The 18460-nt window shown below is 72.2% G+C and carries 15 protein-coding genes and 1 pseudogene; 6 read left to right on the top strand and 10 right to left on the bottom strand.

What is annotated here, in order from left to right; all coding sequences use genetic code 11:
* Positions 1–27: 27 nt before the first annotated feature.
* Positions 28–954, bottom strand: a complete 927-nt coding sequence (locus tag ACIGW2_RS08195) for an ABC transporter permease (RefSeq protein WP_391652146.1) — start codon at positions 952–954, stop codon at positions 28–30.
* Between the two features lie 523 nt (positions 955–1477).
* Between ACIGW2_RS08195 and ACIGW2_RS08190 the strand changes: the two genes are divergently transcribed.
* The 3 genes from ACIGW2_RS08190 to ACIGW2_RS08180 all read left to right on the top strand — a co-directional run bounded on the left by ACIGW2_RS08190 (position 1478) and on the right by ACIGW2_RS08180 (position 4845).
* Entirely contained in the window at positions 1478–3160 is a 1683-nt protein-coding gene (locus ACIGW2_RS08190; RefSeq protein ID WP_391652147.1) for a M4 family metallopeptidase, read from the top strand.
* Between the two features lie 122 nt (positions 3161–3282).
* Positions 3283–3909, top strand: coding sequence for a flavodoxin family protein (locus tag ACIGW2_RS08185; RefSeq protein WP_391652148.1), 627 nt, complete (start codon positions 3283–3285; stop codon positions 3907–3909).
* Positions 3910–3945: 36 nt separating this feature from the next.
* The gene (locus tag ACIGW2_RS08180) at positions 3946–4845 is read left to right on the top strand and encodes an SDR family oxidoreductase (RefSeq protein ID WP_391652149.1); all 900 of its coding nucleotides are present in this window, start codon (positions 3946–3948) and stop codon (positions 4843–4845) included.
* Positions 4846–4860: 15 nt separating this feature from the next.
* On the opposite strand, the gene ACIGW2_RS08175 is transcribed toward ACIGW2_RS08180, so the two are convergent.
* On the bottom strand, positions 4861–5523 hold the full coding sequence (locus ACIGW2_RS08175) for a deoxynucleoside kinase (RefSeq protein ID WP_391652150.1): 663 nt from the start codon (positions 5521–5523) through the stop codon (positions 4861–4863).
* Positions 5524–5838: 315 nt separating this feature from the next.
* On the opposite strand from ACIGW2_RS08175, the gene ACIGW2_RS08170 reads away from it, so the two are divergent.
* On the top strand, positions 5839–6699 hold the full coding sequence (locus ACIGW2_RS08170) for a hypothetical protein (RefSeq protein WP_399842023.1): 861 nt from the start codon (positions 5839–5841) through the stop codon (positions 6697–6699).
* 254 nt (positions 6700–6953) lie between these two features.
* Here ACIGW2_RS08170 and ACIGW2_RS08165 read toward each other — a convergent pair whose 3' ends face one another.
* The 5 genes from ACIGW2_RS08165 to ACIGW2_RS08145 are packed head-to-tail and all read right to left on the bottom strand — an operon-like array spanning position 6954 to position 13007.
* Positions 6954–7307, bottom strand: a complete 354-nt coding sequence (locus tag ACIGW2_RS08165; RefSeq protein WP_399842020.1) for a DoxX family protein — start codon at positions 7305–7307, stop codon at positions 6954–6956.
* Complete coding sequence (locus tag ACIGW2_RS08160; protein ID WP_399842017.1) at positions 7304–9271, bottom strand: acetoacetate--CoA ligase; 1968 nt, start codon at positions 9269–9271, stop codon at positions 7304–7306. The genes ACIGW2_RS08165 and ACIGW2_RS08160 overlap by 4 nt, the downstream gene beginning before the upstream one ends.
* Complete coding sequence (locus ACIGW2_RS08155; RefSeq protein ID WP_399842014.1) at positions 9268–10845, bottom strand: bifunctional 3-(3-hydroxy-phenyl)propionate/3-hydroxycinnamic acid hydroxylase; 1578 nt, start codon at positions 10843–10845, stop codon at positions 9268–9270. Before ACIGW2_RS08155 ends, ACIGW2_RS08160 begins: the two co-directional genes overlap by 4 nt.
* A gap of 9 nt (positions 10846–10854) precedes the next feature.
* On the bottom strand, positions 10855–11832 hold the full coding sequence (locus tag ACIGW2_RS08150) for a fumarylacetoacetate hydrolase family protein (protein ID WP_391652155.1): 978 nt from the start codon (positions 11830–11832) through the stop codon (positions 10855–10857).
* Positions 11833–11861: 29 nt separating this feature from the next.
* Positions 11862–13007: a VOC family protein gene (locus ACIGW2_RS08145; protein WP_391652156.1), complete on the bottom strand. Its 1146-nt coding sequence runs from the start codon at positions 13005–13007 to the stop codon at positions 11862–11864.
* Between the two features lie 136 nt (positions 13008–13143).
* On the opposite strand from ACIGW2_RS08145, the gene ACIGW2_RS08140 reads away from it, so the two are divergent.
* On the top strand, positions 13144–13779 hold the full coding sequence (locus ACIGW2_RS08140; protein WP_391652157.1) for a TetR/AcrR family transcriptional regulator: 636 nt from the start codon (positions 13144–13146) through the stop codon (positions 13777–13779).
* 91 nt (positions 13780–13870) lie between these two features.
* Here ACIGW2_RS08140 and ACIGW2_RS08135 read toward each other — a convergent pair.
* Positions 13871–14056: pseudogene (locus ACIGW2_RS08135) on the bottom strand (LmeA family phospholipid-binding protein); the annotation flags it as partial.
* Between the two features lie 605 nt (positions 14057–14661).
* Here ACIGW2_RS08135 and ACIGW2_RS08130 point away from each other — a divergent pair.
* Entirely contained in the window at positions 14662–16275 is a 1614-nt protein-coding gene (locus ACIGW2_RS08130; protein WP_399842009.1) for an MFS transporter, read from the top strand.
* Positions 16276–16608: 333 nt separating this feature from the next.
* On the opposite strand, the gene ACIGW2_RS08125 is transcribed toward ACIGW2_RS08130, so the two are convergent.
* Positions 16609–17256 (bottom strand): TetR/AcrR family transcriptional regulator, encoded by a 648-nt coding sequence (locus ACIGW2_RS08125; protein ID WP_391652159.1) that lies wholly within the window; start codon positions 17254–17256, stop codon positions 16609–16611.
* Between the two features lie 102 nt (positions 17257–17358).
* On the bottom strand, positions 17359–18447 hold the full coding sequence (locus ACIGW2_RS08120) for a catalase family protein (RefSeq protein WP_399842006.1): 1089 nt from the start codon (positions 18445–18447) through the stop codon (positions 17359–17361).
* Between the last annotated feature and the right edge of the window lie 13 nt (positions 18448–18460).

The following is an 18460-nucleotide window of genomic DNA, read 5'->3' as shown; positions in this document are numbered from 1 at the left end:
GGTTACGAGTGAGATGAGCGGGGTCGCTCAGCGGAGGGTGTGCGGGTCGAGGGCGTCCCGCACGGCGTCGCCGAGGAGGTTGAAGGCGAGGACGAAGACGAGGAGCGAGACCCCGGGGAAGACCATGTAGGTGGGGTCGTCGTGGACGACGTCGGCGCCCCGGGAGATCATGCGGCCCCAGTCCGGGACGGGTTCGCTGATGCCGACGCCGAGGAAGGACAGGGCGGCCTCGGTCGTGACCATGGCGGGCACGGCGAGGGTGATGTGCACCAGGACCGGGGCCCAGACGTTCGGCAGCAGTTCCCGGAGGACGACGTGCCGCCGGCTCGCGCCGAGGGCCCGGGCAGCGGCCACGAACTCCCTTTCGCGCAGGGACCGTACGAGGGTGCGCAGCACCATCGCGAGGGGCACCCAGCCGAAGGCGGAGAAGACGAGCACGAGCACCAGGAACTGCATCCAGGCGGGCTCGTTCTCGCCCGGCCCGACCAGGCGGGTCTGGACGATCGGGCCCAGCGTGATCAGGAACAGCAGGGCCGGGAAGGCGAGCAGGACGTCGCAGAGGAAGGTGAACGCCCGGTCCACGAGGCCGCTGAGGTATCCGACGGTGACGCCGACGGCCACGCCGACGACGGCGACGACGGCCGCCGAGGCGAATGCGATCAGCAGGGAGGTGCGGATGCCGTGCACGAGCTGGGCGAGGACGTCGCGGCCGAGGCCGGGTTCGATGCCGAACCAGTGCTCGGCCGATATGCCGCCGTTGGGCAGCACGGGCAGGCCCTCCGGGCTGAGCAGACCGGGCGCGTTCTGCCCGTAGTGCTCGGTCGGGTTCTTGCCGTAGAGGGCCGTGACGAGGGGCGCCGCGACGGCCAGGAGGACGAAGAGGCCGACGACGCACAGCGAGACGATCCCGACCCGGTCCCGCCGGAACGCGTCCCCTACCGATACCGCTGCCACGCCACCGCTCTCCCGGGTCGTCACGGGCGCTCCGACTGTGGAGGGGCGCCCTGGTTCTGATCGGAGACGGGGTCGCCGCTCCGGACACCCGGACATTAGATCGAAAGATCAGCTCGGCGCAAGGCCTCGGATTCCAAGGTCAACGCCTCAATTGAGCTTCGCTTTCCAGAATGTTGCACCGTTCATCCGCTTGCAACAGGAGACGGGGCAAAGCATCACGAATCGCCCTATCACGGGAGACGAGCATCACAGCCCGCACCCCGGCGCGACCGCGCCCGCCGCACTCCTTGCGCGCGTGTTGCGGCCGCACGCACCACCGTGACCTCGCATATCGCCGGCTTGTCGTTCACGTGAAGCCCCGCCCGGCGAATCCGACGCGCGCGGGCGAATCCCCCTATGTCCCCCGTGACATGAGCGCGACGGACTGGGAGTGTCCGGGGCCGTCCGGGACGTCCCGTCGGGGCGCCCCGGTGCGAAGGGCGGCGATCCCGCCCGAATCCCCGTCAACCCCAGGAGAAACCACATGTTCTCGCTCTCCCCGCTCGGCGGCCGGGCGCGCCGTCTCGCCCTCACCTCCGGCGCCGCCGTCCTCACCGGCACCCTGCTCGCCACCGCCGCCGCCACCGCGTCGGCGGGCTCCGCCCCGGAGCGCCGGGACGACACCTCCGTCGCGGCCACCGCCCGGGCGCTCGGCCTCGGCGCCCAGGAGGAGCTGGTCGTCAAGGACGTCGTCCGGGACGCGGACGGAAGCGTCCACACCCGTTACGAGCGCACCTACGCCGGCCTGCCGGTGCTCGGCGGCGACCTCGTCGTCCACCGGGCCCCGAACGGCACGGTCAAGGACGTCACCAAGGCCGTGCGGGCCGCGATCCGGGTCGCCTCCCTCACTCCGAAGCAGACGCCGGCCGCCGCCCGGTCGGCCGCGGTCAGGGCCGCGAAGGCGGCGAAGACCACGGCCCCCGCCGGCGAGACCCCGCGCCAGGTCGTCTGGGCCGCCGGCGGCACGCCGGTCCTCGCCTACGAGACCCTCGTCACCGGCACCCAGGACGACGGTGTCACCCCGAGCCTGCTGCGCGTGGTGACGGACGCCGACACGGGCCGCAAGCTCTACGAGGCCCAGCTGATCGACGGCATAGCCGACGGCGTCACCGCCCGGGCCGGCACCGGAGCGAAGGCCGGGGCCGACGCCGCCCGCCCGGGCAGCCCGCAGGCCGGCGCGCTCGGCACCGGCGCCGGCCAGTACAGCGGCACGGTCACCCTCGGCACCACCACCTCGTCGAAGGGGTACGAGCTGGTCGACGGCGGGCGCGGCGGCGCGAGCACCGTCGACCTCCAGCACCGCACCGGCGGCAAGGGCGTCCTGTTCACCGACGCCGACAACGCCTGGGGCGACGGCACCCCCGCCCACCACCAGACCGCCGCCGTGGACGCCGCCTACGGCGCCGCCGAGACCTGGGACTTCTACAAGGACGTCCTGCACCGCAACGGCATCAAGAACGACGGCCGCGCCCCCGTCTCCCGGGTCCACTACGGCAACGCCTACCAGAACGCCTTCTGGGACGACCGCTCCTTCGCCATCACCTACGGCGACGGCGCGAACGACCAGCACCCGCTGACCCAGCTCGACGTGGCCGGCCACGAGTTCAGCCACGGCGTCACCTCCGCCACCGCGAACCTGCAGTACTCCGGCGAGTCCGGCGGCCTCAACGAGGCCACCTCGGACATCTTCGGCACCGCGGTCGAGTGGAACGCGAACAACGCCCAGGACCCGGGCGACTACCTGCTCGGCGAGAAGATCGACATCTTCGGCAACGGCAAGCCGCTGCGCTACCAGGACCAGCCCAGCAAGGACGGACGCGGCTCGGCCGACTACTGGAGCGCCGGCGTCGGCAACCTCAACGTGCACTACTCCTCCGGCGTCGCCAACCACTTCTTCTACCTGCTGTCCGAGGGCAGCGGCGCGAAGGACATCAACGGCGTGCACTACGACAGCCCGACCGTCGACGGCTCCACCGTCACGGGCATCGGCCGCGACAAGGCCGTGCAGATCTGGTACCGCGCGCTGACCACGTACTTCACCTCCACCACCGACTACCACGGCGCCCGCGAGGGCACCCTGAAGGCGGCCGCCGACCTCTACGGGGCGGGCAGCGCCGAGGCGGGCGCCGTGGCCGCCGCCTGGGCGGGGGTGAACGTCAAGGCCTGACACCCCGCGGCGCGCGCCGCCACGGCCCGCGGTTCCTCCGCCGGCCGTGGCGGCCGCACCGCGTGCGTCCGTATTCGGGTGAAAGGTGGCACATTCCGCCGCATTCGGGGTAGCCGGACGTCATGGACACCGATGCCTCGACACCGCTCCGCGCCCTCGCCCTGGTCTGCACCCTCTCCCCCGGCCCGGCGCGGTCCAGCTCGCAGCTGCTCGCGGACCAGACGATGGCGGCCCTCTCCGAGCACGGAGTCACCGGACGGACCGTCCGGGTCGTCGACCACGACGTGAAACCCGGGGTGAAGACCGACCTGGGCGACGGCGACGCCTGGCCGGAGATCCGGCAGGCGATGCTCGACGCGGACATCCTGGTCCTCGCCACCCCGATCTGGCTCGGACACCCGTCGAGCGTCGCCCAGCGCGTCCTGGAGCGGCTGGACGCGGAGCTGTCCGAGTCCGACGACGAGGGCCGGATGCTCACGTACGGCAAGGTCGCCGCGGTCTGCGTGGTCGGCAACGAGGACGGCGCGCACAAGGTCAGCGCCGACCTGTACCAGGGCCTCAACGACGTCGGCTTCTCCCTCGCCCCGAACGCCGTCACCTACTGGGTCGGCGAGGCCATGCAGGGCACCGACTACCAGGACCTGGAATCGACGCCCGAGAAGACCGCCGCCACGACCCGGACCCTCGCCGCCAACACGGCGCACCTGGCCCGCCGCCTCAAGTCCGCCCCGTACCCACCCTCTTCCTGACGGCCGCCGCAGACCCCCGAACGGACGGTGATCCCCATGCAGTCCCCCGACGCTCCCGGCCCCCGCCTCACCGACCCGGCGGAGCTCCATCCCACCCCGCCCTTCCCCGAGCAGGACCAGGACCACCCGGGCCACACCGAGGAGATGCGGCCGCGCCCCGACCACGGCGAGGAGAGCTACCGCGGCCACGGCCTGCTGCGCGACCGCAGGGCGCTCGTCACCGGAGGGGACTCCGGGATCGGGCGGGCCGTCTGCCTGGCCTTCGCCCGGGAAGGCGCCGACGTCGTCCTCACCCATCTGCCGGAGGAGGCGGACGAGGCGGCGGAGACCGCCCGCCTGGTCCGGGAGGCGGGGCGGACGGCGGTGCCCGTCCCGTGCGACATCCGGTACGAGGAGCAGTGCGACGACCTGGTGGAGCAGGCGGTGCGCGAACTGGGCCGGATCGACCTGCTCGTCAACAACGCCGCGTACCAGATGGCACAGCCCGACGGGATCGAGGCGATCACCACGGAGCAGTTCGACCGGGTGATGAAGACCAACCTGTACGGGATGTTCTGGCTGACCCGCGCCGCGCTGGCCCACATGCCGCGCGGCGGCTCGGTCATCAACACCACCTCGGTGCAGGGCTACCAGCCCAGCCCGCCCCTGCTCGACTACGCGATGACCAAGTCCGCGATCATCTCCTTCACCCACGGCCTGGCGCAGATGCTCGCCGAGCGGGGCATCCGGGTCAACGCCGTGGCCCCCGGACCGGTCTGGACGCCGCTGATCCCGGCGACGATGCCGGACCCGACGAAGTTCGGCGAGCAGTCCGCCTTGGGTCGCCCCGCCCAGCCGGCGGAGATGGCGCCCGCGTACGTCTTCCTGGCCTCGCCCCAGGCCTCGTACATCACCGGGGAGATCGTCAACGCCACGGGCGGGCGGCCGCTGCCCTAGCCGCGGCTCCTCGTCCTAGGCGCGGCTCCTGGCGGCGTCCAGGGCGTCCTGGACCTCCCGGACCACGCGGGCCGCGTCCGCCGGGTTGTTCACCACGTCGGTGCGGTTCATGTCGATGACCAGGACCTCGCTGGCCGAGTAGTGCTTGTGCACCCAGTCGTCGTAACCGGACCACAGCGTGCGGTAGTACTCGACGAGCGCCTCGTCCTGCTCGAAGTCGCGCCCGCGCAGCCCGATGCGGTGCAGCACGGTCTCGAAGTCCGCCTTCAGGTAGACCATGAGGTCGGGCGCCTTGCGGTACGGCAGCCCGTCGATCTCGCGCATCATCTCGTTCAGCAGGCCCTCGTAGACCTGCATCTCCAGCGAGCTGATGCGGCCCAGGTCGTGGTTGACCTTGGCGAAGTACCAGTCCTCGTAGATGGACCGGTCGAGGACGTTGTCCCCCCTCTTGTACGCCTCCTTGATCGCGGCGAACCGCGTCTGCAGGAAGTACAGCTGGAGCAGGAAGGGGTAGCGCTTCGCCTGTATCTCCTCGGGGCTCGCCGTGTAGAAGAGCGGCAGGATCGGGTTGTCGTCCACGCTCTCGTAGAAGACGTCGCTGCCCAGCTCCTTGGCGAGCAGCTCGGCAACGCTCGTCTTGCCGATCCCGATCATGCCTCCGACGCAGATCACTGACATACCTCACTTCTCCCTGGGACTTCTGCTCGCGGCGAGCGCCGGGCGACCCACGCGGGCCGCCCGTCCACGGCCGGCCCCACAGGCCGCCGCGCGGGCGCCTCCCGGAAGAACGGGCCATCGCCTCGTGGCCGCTGAGAAGCATAGATGACGACCCGCGCACCGCGGCCCGCTCGCCGCCCTCGCGCGGGCGACGGCCGGTGGTTACTGCGCTCGGGGGACATCCGGTGGGGAATCCGGCGCAGGGATGGACCGAGCCCCCATCCTCGGACGGGTGACCGGCACCGGGCCGGTCCGTCGGGGAGGAACACGGTGCCGATGCGTCCGACCACCGTCGTGAAGCTACTGGCCGGGGCGGCGGCGCTGCCGCTCCTCGCGCCGGCCGGCCCGGGCTCCTGGGGCCGGCCGCCCGCCGCGCCGCCGGCCCCGGCGGCCGCGGGGCCCGGCACGCTCTGCGTGCCGGCCGGGACCCTGCGCGGCCCGGACGGCGCGTACGCGGAGGTCGGCCTCTGTGCGGACAGCGGCGGCCCGCGGCTCACCGTCTCGGCCCCGGCCTCCTGCGGGCGCGCCGGATCCCGCACCCCCTACGGCTGCCGCACCACCGGCACCTGGACGGCCCGGCACGCCGGGACCACGCTCGCCGGAACCCTGCCCGGCCCGGCCGAGTACCCCGGCCCCGGCCGCTACGACGTCACCGCCTCCGTGCACGTCCGGTCGGAACCGGCAGGCGTCGACCTCCACGGCACGGTCCGCGCCACCATGCCGCTGACGGCTCCCCGGCCCCGGCCCACCCACACCGTCACGGCGGACCGCACGACCCTGCGCCGGGACACCACGACCACCGTCACCTACACCGTGCGGCGCGACAGCGACGACGGGGACGGCAGCGCGCGCTTCGGACTGATCGGCGAGGAGACGTCCGGCGTACGGATCTCCACCACCGACCCCCGCTGCGTCAACCCCCTCATCGGCCGCTACCCGGCCACGACCCGCCTCCCCCACGCCCTCGACTGCGCCCTCACCACGCTCCAGCCCGGCCACCCCGAGACGGTGACGGTCCGGATCTCCCTGGGTCCCGAGTGCTCCACGGTGGTGTCGAAGCTCGGCTACTGGATGCCGGACGGCCAGGCCCTCTACACCGGCGGCATGCTGCCGGGACCGAAGCTGACCTGCGTCTGACGATCGGGTGCACCGCCGCCGGGACGAGGTGAGGCGGGCGCCGCCCGTCGCCGGCCGTCGGCGACGGGCGGCGACGCGAACCGGGGGCTCGGGCGGGACCTGGTGGCGCTGTCAGCCGTACCTGCCGGGGACGTGCCGTTCGGGGACGCAAAGGTGGTTGTACTCCCGGTAGAAGGGTCCGAGCGCGGCGTGACGCGTGACCTGCGGATCGACCGGCAAGGCGTTCCCGGCGAGCGTGAACCGATGGTGTGGCGTCAGCCGGCTGCGACCGTCGCCCCGGCGTACGCCGCCGCCGTCAGGGCGACCACGGCGGCCGGCAGGGCCCGCACGGGCGGGTCGCCGTGGCGCAGGTGGACAACCGCGGCCGCGGTCATCAGCAGCGCCAGCCCGATGCCGGCGGCCACCCCGAGCGGGGCGGAGGCCGGTCCGAGCAGCAGTCCGACGGCTCCGGCCACCTCCAGGGCGCCGACGACGCGGTAGAGGCCCCGTGACATGCCGAGGTGCGCTGCCGCCCGGCGCATGAACGGCGCCGCGGCGATCTTCCCCAGTCCCAGCGGGAGGAAGACGAGGGACAACGCGGCGGCGAGGGCGATCTGTGCGGTGGTCACGCCGGCCGCCTGCGGCGTTCGGCGCTCAGGCGGGCGAAGTGGTCGATGAGGTCGGGGACGTCCACGCCTGCCGGGTCGACGACCTGCTCGACGGGGGCGCCTTGGAGGAGGCGTTTGACGGGGACTTCGAGTTTCTTGCCGGTGCGGGTGTGCGGGATGCCCGGCACCTCGATGATCTCGTCGGGGACGTGGCGGGGTGAGGCGCCGGCCCGGATCGCTTCCTTGATCTTCTCGCGGAGGGCGTCGTCCAGGGTCACCCCGGCGGCGAGGACCACGAACAGGGGCATCCAGTAGCCGCCGTCGGGTTCCTCCGCTCCGATGACGAGCGCTTCCGTGATCTCGGGGAGGTGTTCGACGACGTCGTGGATGTCGGCGCTGCCCAGGCGGACGCCGTTGCGGTTCAGGGTGCTGTCGGAGCGGCCGTGGACGATCACCGAGCCGTGACCGGTGACCGTGATCCAGTCACCGTGCCGCCACACGCCCGGGTAGGAGGAGAAGTAGGCGTCGCGGTAGCGGGTGCCGTCGGGGTCGTTCCAGAAGTACAGCGGCATCGACGGCATCGGACGGGTGACGACCAGCTCGCCCACCTGATCCACGACCGGGAGGCCCTCGCCGTCGTACGCGGCGAGCGCCACGCCGAGATGGGGTGCGGACAGCTCCCCGGCCCAGACGGGAGTGGTGGGCGCGCTGCCCGCGAAGCCGGACACCACGTCCGTGCCGCCGCTGATGGACGCGAGCAGGACGTGGTCGCCGACGTGCTCGCGGACCCAGGGGTAGGCGGAGGCCGGCAGGGCGGAGCCGGTGCAGCCGACCACGCGGATCGACGACAGGTCGTGCGCCGAGGGGTCGATGCCGTACTTGGCCATGCCCAGCAGGTACTGGGGGCTGGTGCCGAAGACGGTCGCCCGATGGCGCGCGGCCAGCTCCCACAGGACGTCGAGCTGGGCGAAGGGCGCCGGGCTGCCGTCGTAGGTGCACGTGGTGGCGCCGGTGAGGAGCGTGGAGGCGACCAGGTTCCACATCATCCAGTGGGTGGTGGTGTACCACAGGAGGCGGTCGCCGGGGCCGAGGTCCGAGTGCAGTCCGAGGGTCTTGAGGTGTTCGAGCAGGACGCCGCCGTGGCCGTGGACGATGCCCTTGGGCAGACCGGTGGTGCCCGAGGAGAACACGACCCACAGCGGGTGGTCGAACGGCACCGGGGTGCAGGTGAGTTCCTCGGCGCGGGTGGAGGCGTCCTCCCACGGCACCACGACCGAGGGGGACGCGTGTGACGGCCGCGGCAGGCCCACGTGGTCCACCAGCAGCGTCGCCTTCAACGTCGGGAGGTGCGCGCCCAGTTCACCGACGGCCGCGCGGCGGTCGTGGGTGGTGCCGTTGAAGAGGTAGCCGTCGGCGGCGATCAGGACGGTGGGTTCGAGCTGGGCGAAGCGGTCGGCGGCCGCCTGGGGCGCGTAGTCCTGCCCGCAGACCGACCACACGGCGCCGAGGCTCGCGGCGGCGAGGAACGCGACGATCGCGTGCGGGGTGTTGGGCAGGTAGCCGACGACCCGGTCGCCTTGGCCCACCCCCAGCTCGCGCAGGGTCGCGGCCACCGAGGCGACCTGGGCGCGCAGGCGGCCCCCGGTCACCTCGTAGCAGGAGCCGGTCTCGTCGAGGGCGATGATCGCCACGTCGTCGTCGGCGAGGTTGCGCAGGGCGTGGTGGGTGTAGTTGAGGGTGGCGCCGGGGAACCAGCGGGCGCCGGGCATCCGCTCCTCGGCCAGGACCTGCTCGTACGGGGTGTCGGACTCGATGTCGAAGTAGTCCCACACCGCGCGCCAGAAGCCTTCCAGGTCGGTGACCGACCAGTGGTGCAGGGCGGTGTAGTCGGTGCCGTCCCTTCCGGTGTGGCGGGCGAAGTCCATGATGCGGCTGTTCGCGACGGCCTTGGCGTCAGGGGTCGTGAAGGGGTCCGGCCTGGTCATCGTGTGGCGCTCCTCAGCAGGCTCTTCTCGGCGGTCTGTTGGAGGGGGAGGGTGCTGCGCGTGGTGTGCAGGAGGGCCGCCCAGGTGGCGGTGTCGGTGAAGTCGCTGCCCCCTGCCGGGACGACGTCCGCGACGACGCGGTCGGGGCGCAGCAGTACGGCATCCGCCCGGCCACCGCGCAGCCAGGCCGCGAGGGTGCCGTCGTCGCCGAGGCCGGTGGCGGAGATCGTCCGGGCGCCGAGCGCGTGGGCGAGGGCGTTCAGTGCGGGCCAGGGTTCGGTGGCGGTGAGGATGGTGAAGGAGTCGCCGAGCAGCTCGTCGAGGCGGGTGCGCTGTCCGTCGGTGGTGGTCCACGGTTGTGGGCAGTGGGTGCCCGCCAGGCCCCTGCGGTTGCGGCGTCGGACGAGCGGTCCGGCGGTCAGGGGCGGGCTGAGGTCGCGGCCGGCCAGCTGCGTGAGGCCGGGTATGCGGCAGGCCGCGGCCAGGAGTCTGCGGCGCAGTGCCGCGGCGCTGTCCTGGCCGCCGGTCATGGCCCACCCCATCGCGACCGCGAGCCGTATGACGTGGCGGGCGTGCGGCTTGCGTTCGTTCTCGTACGTGTCCAGGAGCCGCTCGTCGCCGCCCTGGCCCAGGACGCGGGCGAGCTTCCAGGTGAGGTTGTGGGCGTCCCGCAGTCCCGCGCACAGCCCCTGTCCGATGAACGGCGGGGTGAGGTGGGCGGCGTCGCCGAGGAGGAAGACCCGTCCGCTGCGCCACCGGTCGGCGATGCGCGCCCGGAAGGTGTACTGGGTCTCGCGGACGACCTCGAAGTCACCGTCGTAGGAGGGCGGCAGCCATGGCGCGACCAGATCGCGGACCGGCTCGTCGCCGCCCTGGAGCCGGAACTCCCAGCGGTAGCGGTCCTCGCCGACGCGCATGAAGGTCGCCGGGCGGTGTGGGTCGCAGACCTGGTCGACGCCTTCCCAGCAGCGGACGTCGGCGTTCGTGCGGACGTCGACGACGGTCCAGCGTTCCTCGAAGCGCAGGTCCTCCCACACGGCGCCGATGGCGTCGCGGGTGAGGCTGTTCGCCCCGTCGCAGCCGAGGACCGCCTCGGCCCACAGTTCGTGCTCTCCGTCGTCGTCGCGGTAGGTCACGCGCACGGGGCCGGCGGTGTCCGGGGCGACCCCGGTGACCTCCACGCCGCAGCGCAGTGCGCACCGCGGGTTCCGGGCGAGTGCGTCACGGAGCAGTCGTTCCAGTTCGGGCTGGTCGAACATGCTGGTCTGCGGGTAGCCGTGACGGCCGTGCTCGGTACGGCGGAACTCGGCCATCACCCGGTGCCGGGCGTCCAGGAGCCGCAGTCCGTTCGCCGGGCGGGCGATCGCGGCGAACTCCTCCCCCACGCCCGCGGCCTGGAGGATCCTGCGGACCTCGTCGTCGGTGGCGACGGCGCGCGGGAGCGGGTAGACGTCCCGGTGGCGTTCCAGGACGACGGTGCGGACTCCGTGCCGGGCGAGGAGGAGGGCGGCGGTCACGCCCACCGGTCCCGCGCCGATGATCACCACGGGTACCTGCTGTTCGGTGCGGCTCACCTGAGGTCCCTACTTCGCGTCCGTGACGGGGGTGCGCTGCTCGCCGAGGTCGATCCGGCCGTCCGGGGTCGCGATCGTCGCTGTGATCACGTCTCCCGCCTGCAGGTAGTGCGGGTTCTTCGCCTGGGACGTGAAGAACGCCTTCCACTTCAGGGCGGGCGGCAGCAGCGCGCCGATCTTCTCGACCGGTTTCGGCGGGGCCTTGAGGGCCGTGCCGCCGGGCGTGCCGGTCAGCAGCAGGTCGCCGGGGTCGAGGGTCTGGAAACGAGCGAGCAGGGTCAGCGCCTGCGCCGGGCGGACGATCATGTCGGCGAGGGTGCGGTCCTGGCGCAGCTCGCCGTTGACGGACAGCTTCAGCCTGAGGTCGAGGAGATGGGCGAAGTCCTCCGGCTCCAGCAGGGCGAGGTACGGGCCGGTCGGCGTGAAGGTCGGGTAGGACTTGCTCTCGTAGAACTGCGTCTTGGTCAGCTGGACGTCGCGTGCGCTGACGTCGTCGGTGACGACGAGCCCGGCGACGTACGACGGCAGGTCCCGCTCGTCGACCGTGGTGCCGACGGGCAGGGTGGCGCCCATGACGAGCCCGAGTTCGACCTCGTAGTCGAGGAACTTCACGTGCGAGGGCCGTACGACGGTGTCGCCGGGCCCGCTGACCGAGCCGGACGCCTTGCGGAAGAAGGCGGGCGGGATGTCGCCCGTGAAGCCCGAGTCACGGGCGTGGCTGCGGTAGTTGACCATCTGGGCGACCACCCGGCAGGGGGTGGTGACCGGCGAGAGGACGGCCAGGTCGGCAACGGGCGTGCCCGCCTCGGTCGAGCGTGCCGCCTCTCGTACGGCGTCACGGTCGGCGATCAGCTCGGCGGTGGTGGTGGCCTTGGTGTCGACGGGGATGGCCCGGTGGATCGGGGGCTCCCCTGCTCGAACGGAGTCGAGAGCTTGGGGACGGACGACCCACCATCCGTCGGCGGTGCGCAGGACGTTGGTGCTCATGTCAGTACCTTCGTGAGGGGATTGAGGATTCAGGACTTGGCGGCTTTGAGCAGGCCCAGCAGGCGCGCCGGGTCCATCTCGTTGTCGCCGCGCAGGGCCTGGATGACGTCGCGGACCCGTTGCGGGGAGGGGCTCGCACCGAGGAAGTCACGGGTGGCCGGTGGACCCCACTGGGCGAGACCGCTGGTCGACATGGGCGCCCACCCGGGCTCGACGTCGCTGGAGAACAGGTCGCCGTCGGCGAAGTGCTCCAGCATGAAGCGGTCGGGGTCACGCCAGTAGTCGAAGAGCTGGCTGCCCTGGATGTGCCGGCCGACGCCCCAGCTGCGCTGGTATCCGCGCTCTTTGAGGTATTCGCCGCCGACGGCGATCGAGTCCAGGTCGGTGACCTGGTAGGCGGAGTGGACATACCCGGTCCCCGGCCCCAGGTGCATGGCCAGGGTGTGGTGGTCGGCCGGCACGCTGCCGAGGTCGCAGCGGATGAACGCCATGGTCGGGCCACGGTCGCGCTGCCCGTCCAGGAAGAGGAAGTCGGACACGATCATCCCCAGCGTGTCCAGGTACCAGTCCAGGGCCCGGCCGAACACGCGGGTCTCCAGGACGACATGGCCCAGCCGCTGGATCCGGGACGGCTCGCGCGGCGGGCGCTGCGTGGCGTTCGTACGGCGGTGATCCGTGCCGAAGTTGAGCAGCAGCGGCGGCTGCTCGGGCAGCGCCGGCAGTTGCTCGCCGCAGTGCACCACCCGCACCGGGAAGCCGGACGGATCGAGCAGGTCGACCGTCTTTCCGCCGCCGGGTACGTCCGCGTCACGCACGTCGGTCCCGGTGGCGCGCGCCAGCCGGTCCAGATCGGGCCGCTCCGCCGCGCGGAACGCCGGGCCGATGAAGCGGGACGTACGCCCGCGCCGGATCACCATGCACGGCGGGCCGGCGAACGTGCCGCGCAGCCACAGTTCGCTGTCGGTGCGCGCGGCGATCTGGAAGCCGAAGTCCCGGGCGAAGACCTCGGCTCGCTCCAGGTCGGGCTTCTCGAACTCCAGCCAGGCCAGGTCCGCGACCTTGATCACGGGATTCCGGGAGCGGCCGGGACGCTCGCCCCGCAGGGCTCCCCGTTCGCTGTGCAGGTCCTGGTGGGCCGTCGTGGCATCGGGCCCGTGGACGCGGGTTTCAGACATGGTGCCCTCCGAGCAACATTGCCGTAATGAGGAAATCATCAACTTTGACAGTTACGTCGTCAAGATGCTCCCGGCTGGAAATGATGGATTCATCAGAACTGCAGTCGTCATCGCCTGCGGGGTTAGACTTGGGCGCATGCCTACGTCAGCCCCGCCCAGCAACCGATTCGAGCGACGGCGCGCCGAGACCCGTAGCGCGCTCGTTCGCGCCGCCCGGCAGATACTCGCCGACAGCGGGGACACCGGCATCAGCATCCAGGCGATCGCCGAGCGCGCCGACGTGGGCTTCGGCTCCTTCTACAACCACTTCGAGTCGAAGGCCGAGCTGTTCGAGGCGGCGGTGGTGGACGCCCTGGAGGAGTACGGCCGGAACTTCGACCAGCGCCTGGCGGAGATCGACGACCCTGCGGAGCTCGTCGCGGCGGGCTTCCGCCTCAGCGCCCGCATGGCCGACTCCCACCCGGAACTGATGCAGGTCCTGCGCCGTCGGGGCCTCGGTCACATCCACTCGGACAACGGCCTGGCCCGGCGGGCGCTGCGTGACATCGAGGTCGGCACGGCCTCCGGCCGCTTCACCGTCGCCGACCCGACCGTGGCCCTGTCGGCACTGGGCGGCACCCTGCTGTCCCTGGTGGAGCTGAGGTTCGCGCGCCCCGACCTGGACGGCGACGAGGCGGCGGTGAACCTGGCCGAGATGGTCCTGCGCATGCTGGGCGTACCACCGGGCGACGCCCACGAGGTCGCCCGGCGCCCCCTCCCCGACCCCGCCTGAGACGACCACTCCCACCCGGCGGAGGAAGAACCCCGCCGAAAGGCGACCGAGCGGCCGGTGAAGGCGGCGTCGAGCCGTGCGCGGGCATGTCATGGGCGGCCAGGCCGACGCGCCGGAGGCTGCCCCTCGCCAGCTGGGTGAGCACGGGGAAGCCGCTGACGCGCACCGACGGCCGATCCACGGTTCCCCTGCCCTCCTGGAACGCCTCGGCCGTACGGCTCTCCGCACGGGCCGCCGCGATCCGGTCGACCACGGCGCCACCGGCCGGCGCCGCCATGGAAGCGGCGACGACGATCAGGCCCCCCGGGGCCGAGGAGCCCATGAACAAGGGATCGACGCGATAGGCCTCGCCGGCGCGTCCGCCATCGGGCGGGGACCGGTGCATGGGGGCCCTCTCCAGAAGGCGGTCAGGAAGTTCTCGGAGTAGGCGTCCGAGACGAGGGCGTCCGAGACGTGGGCGCCGATGCACTCGGGCCGGCAGTCGAGCCCTCGGTCGCAGGTGGCGGCTCAGTCACCGTCCGCACCCCACGCGATCAGCGCGGCGGTCGCGCTGCGGCGTGCCGCCGTCGGGCCGAGCCCCGGCGTTCCCGTACCCCCCGAGGCCCAGCGGATGCCCCTCCAGCACCCCAGCCCGGCGGGCCGGGTCGGATCGACCGTTGGCATGCCCCGGACACCGCGCGACGCGCCACGACCGCGTACAGGGCGGGCCAAGAGGCCGGCCGACGATGACCGGCCCCAATAGTTGCACATCCGTGAGCAAGTAACTAACCTGCACATGGATGGGCAATTAACTGTCGATCGTGCCTCGCAGGCCCGACGGCCCCGCCCGCACCGATCCCCCGCTCCGAAGCATCCGCTTCCCCCACCCCCGAGGAGCTCCCGATGCCGCTCTTTGCCCACACACCCGCCGAGAAGACGACCGAGCCCTACCCACGCCGCTGGTGGGCCTTGCTCGTGCTCTGCCTCAGCCTGCTGATCGTCGTGATGGCCAACACGTCGCTGGTCGTGGCCGCGCCGGACCTGACCAAGGACCTGGGCCTCTCCAGCAGCGACCTGCAGTGGGTCATCGACGGCTACACCGTCCCGTACGCGGCGCTGATGCTGGTGCTGGGAGCGATCGGCGACAAGTACAGCCGCCGGGGCGCGCTGATCCTGGGCCTGCTGGTCTTCGCGGCCGGTTCGGTGATGGGCGGCCTGGTCGACGAGACCGGCCTGGTCGTCACCGCCCGCGCGATCATGGGCGTGGGCGCCGCCGTGGTCATGCCGGCCACCCTCTCCCTGCTGGTCGCGATCTTCCCGAGGGCAGAGCGCGCCAAGGCCATCACGGCCTGGAGTGCCACCTCCGGTCTCGCCATCGCCGCCGGACCGGTGGCCGCCGGCTGGCTGCTGCAGGACCACGCCTGGGGCTCCACCTTCCTCATGAACGTGCCCATCGCCGTCCTCGGCGTCGCCGGAGCGCTGGTACTGGTGCCGCCGTCCAAGGCGAAGGACATGGGCCGCATCGACTACGTCGGCGGTCTGCTGTCGATCGTCTCGGTCGGCAGCCTCGTCTACGCCACCATCGAAGGCCCTCACTTCGGCTGGGGCGCCGGCCCGATCACCGCGGCCGTGGTCGCCGGCCTGGGTCTGGCTGCCTTCGTCGTCTGGGAGCTGCGCCACCCCAACCCCATGCTGAATGTGCGGAAGTTCAAGGAGCGCCCCTTCAGCGGCTCGATGCTCGCGGTGCTGTTCTTCTTCTTCGGCACCTTCGGCTCGATCTACTACTCCACCCAGTTCCTGCAGTTCGTCCTCGGCTACGACGCGCTGGAGACCGGCATACGACTGCTGCCGCTCGCCGGAGCCGTCTTCGTCGGTGCCGCCGTGACCGGCAAGCTGGCCCCGAAGCTGGGCGTGAAGCTGATGGTCGGCACCGGCATGGCCATCGGCACCGCAGGCGTCCTCCTGCTGACGCAGATCGAGTCGGGCTCGACGTACACCGACTTCCTGACGCCCCTGCTCCTGCTCGGCTTCGCGATCGGCCTGAGCCTGTCCCCGGCCACCGACACCATCATGGGCGCCTTCCCCGAATCGGAGCTCGGCGTCGGCGGCGGCGCCAACGACACCGCGCTGGAGCTCGGCTGCGCCCTGGGCATCGCCGTCCTCGGCTCGCTGCTGGCCACGTCCTACAAGGACAAGCTGACCGAGCTCGTCGGCGGCCACCTTCCGGCCGCCGCGATGGACACCGCCCAGGACTCGGTCGGCGGCGGCATCGCGGTCGCCGAACAGGTCGCCCTGAACCCCCAGGGCGGCGCCCAGCAGGCCCAGGCCCTGCTCGGCGCGGTGCACGAGTCCTTCGCCCACTCCATCGCCCACACCAGCCTCATCGGCGGCGTCATCATGGCCGCCGGCACGCTGATCGTCATCGCCGTCCTGCCCGGCCGCAAGCGCGTCGCGCAGCACCGTCAGGATCAGACGGACGGGACGGCGAGGCAGACCGAGACCGTGGGCGCCGCCTGAACCCCACGGCATGACCGCGGCCCGTGGCCGCCGACCGGAGCCCGGACGGCGTTCCTTCCGGCCTCCTCCCCCGAGGACGGGCCGTGCCTGAGCGGTGCACGGCCCCGGACGGTGTCGGAAGGGACAGCCGGCACCGTCCTCTTGCTGCGTGCGTCCAGGGTGCCGACCGGAAAGCCCCGGTGGCCCCTCGGCTGGGGACTTCCCGGTGCGACGGAAGGGGTGCGCCGGGCAGGAAGTCGAGCGGACTCAGCGTCTTGTCACCGGGTCCGCTCGCACTCGCCCCAGTGAGCCGGGCCCCGACTCAGCCGTCGCCCACATCGGCCGGGCCGCGACTCAGCCGTCGCCGCCGGCCTCCTGGGCGACCGAGGCCGCCACCTCTTCCACGACAACGCGCGCCCGCTCCTCCGGCACGCCCGCCGCGATGAGCGTGGTGACGGCCACCCGGGTGCCGTCGTCCTCCAGAGCCCCGGTGTTGACCTCTTCCAGCAGGGCGAGCGCCATCGCCTCCAGGGCGGCGCTGAGCACCGCGGGCGGCAGATGGGAGTGGAAGACGCCGTCCCGCTGCCCCCGCTCCACGACGACCGTCGCTCTGGCACGGGCGGGTTCGAGGATCTCGGCGACCCTTTCGACGCCGAGGTCGCGCTGGGCGAGCGCCAGGAGCATCCGGTACCGGTCTCCCACCGGCCACATCACCAACGAGAAGCGCGCGAGTGCCCGCTCGGCCGGCTCCCTCGCCTCCGCCGCGCCTGCGACGGCGCCCTGCAGAGCCTCGGCGGCCTCCTCGGCCAGCGCCTCCAGGAGCGCGGCGCGTCCCGGGAAGTGCCCGAAGAGCGTTCGCCTGACGACACCGGCGGCGCGTGCCAGCTCCTCCAGGGTGGTGTCGGGGTTTCGCCCGAGCTCCTGGCGGGCGGTGGCGAGGATGCGCGCCCGGTTGGACCGTGCGTTGCGTCGCTGCGGCACGCGGCCGACGGGCTGGGGCACGGAAGGAACCTCGATGAGACCGGACGGAAAACGGGCACCACCATTCTGGCACGCGCGCCGCCGGCACGATCCGCGGCCGCGTCCACGAACCGGCCTGCCTCATCAGGCGGGAAGCTCCTTGATGTCGGACGGCTCCTCGGGCTCGATGCCATTGAGACGGTGGCGGAAGTCGCTGGAGGCGGGATAGGCGGCGCGACGGGAGCGCATGATGGAACCCAGGGGACGGTGGGCCTCCAGGGCGTGCCAGGGGCTGAAGGAGAGAACGTCGTCCGCGTAGCGGCGGCGGGCGTCGCTGTAAGCGTCCTGGGCGGGCAGGTGGAGCACGGCCACGACCTCGTGGGGTGACAGCTCCTCGGGCCACAGGACCGACGCGTCCTCCACAGGCATCCGTTCGATGTCCGTGCACAGCTGGGCCCGGATGTCGTACTCGGCGCTGTCGTGTGCGAAGAAGTCGACGACGAGGTCGCGCAGCGCCGACTCGCCGGCCTTCCTGCCGACGCGGCTGCCCGTGAGAGCCTTCACGTTCGCCGAGCGGGGCGCGGCGGAGATCTTCGCGACATGGTCGCCGTAGCGCAGCGCGGCCATGGAGTGGAAGGTCTCACCGAGGATGTGGTCGTTGGCGGCGGCCAGGGTCTCGACGGCCGGCGGGAGCGGGCGTCCAGCCCTGGTGAGGGCCTTGGCGGCCACGCGGGCGGCCGCTCCGGTGAGCCGCAGCTCCTGATCGCTCTGGCGGGGCTGCTTCTCCAGCAGGTCCTGGAGCTTGGCGTACTCGGCGATGTTGCCGAAGGGCAGCGTGGGGTGGTTGACCAGGAGGAAGTCCTGGGTGGTGGAGCCGTCGTCGAGGGCGCGGGGTCCGGGTGCGCCGATCACCTTGATCGCGATGCCGCGCTGCACGGGTACCCGGTCGGAGCGCAGGTCGCCGGGGGCGGAGGAGAAGCGGACGATCACCGGGTAGGCGGCCGGTTCGGCGAAGAGGCCCTGAGCGAGGTGGGCGGGAAGGTCGGGCCGGACGCGCAGTTCACCGGCGAGGACGCCGTGGCTCTTGGCGTGGGCGTCGCGCAGGCCGTGCCGGTGTTTGTCGGCGACCTGCCGGTTGGCCTCGCCCATGGCCTCGACGACCTGGCGGATCAGTTCCCCCTCGTTCGGAAACGGCTGTTCCAGGTCGGGCCGGTAGGAGACGTACGAGGTCATGAGTGCCTCAGTG

Source organism: Streptomyces sp. NPDC053541 (assembly GCF_044544705.1).
Lineage (GTDB): Bacteria > Actinomycetota > Actinomycetes > Streptomycetales > Streptomycetaceae > Streptomyces.
Note: the sequence above shows the minus strand (reverse complement) of the source record. Positions and strands in the feature narration are given on the sequence as shown.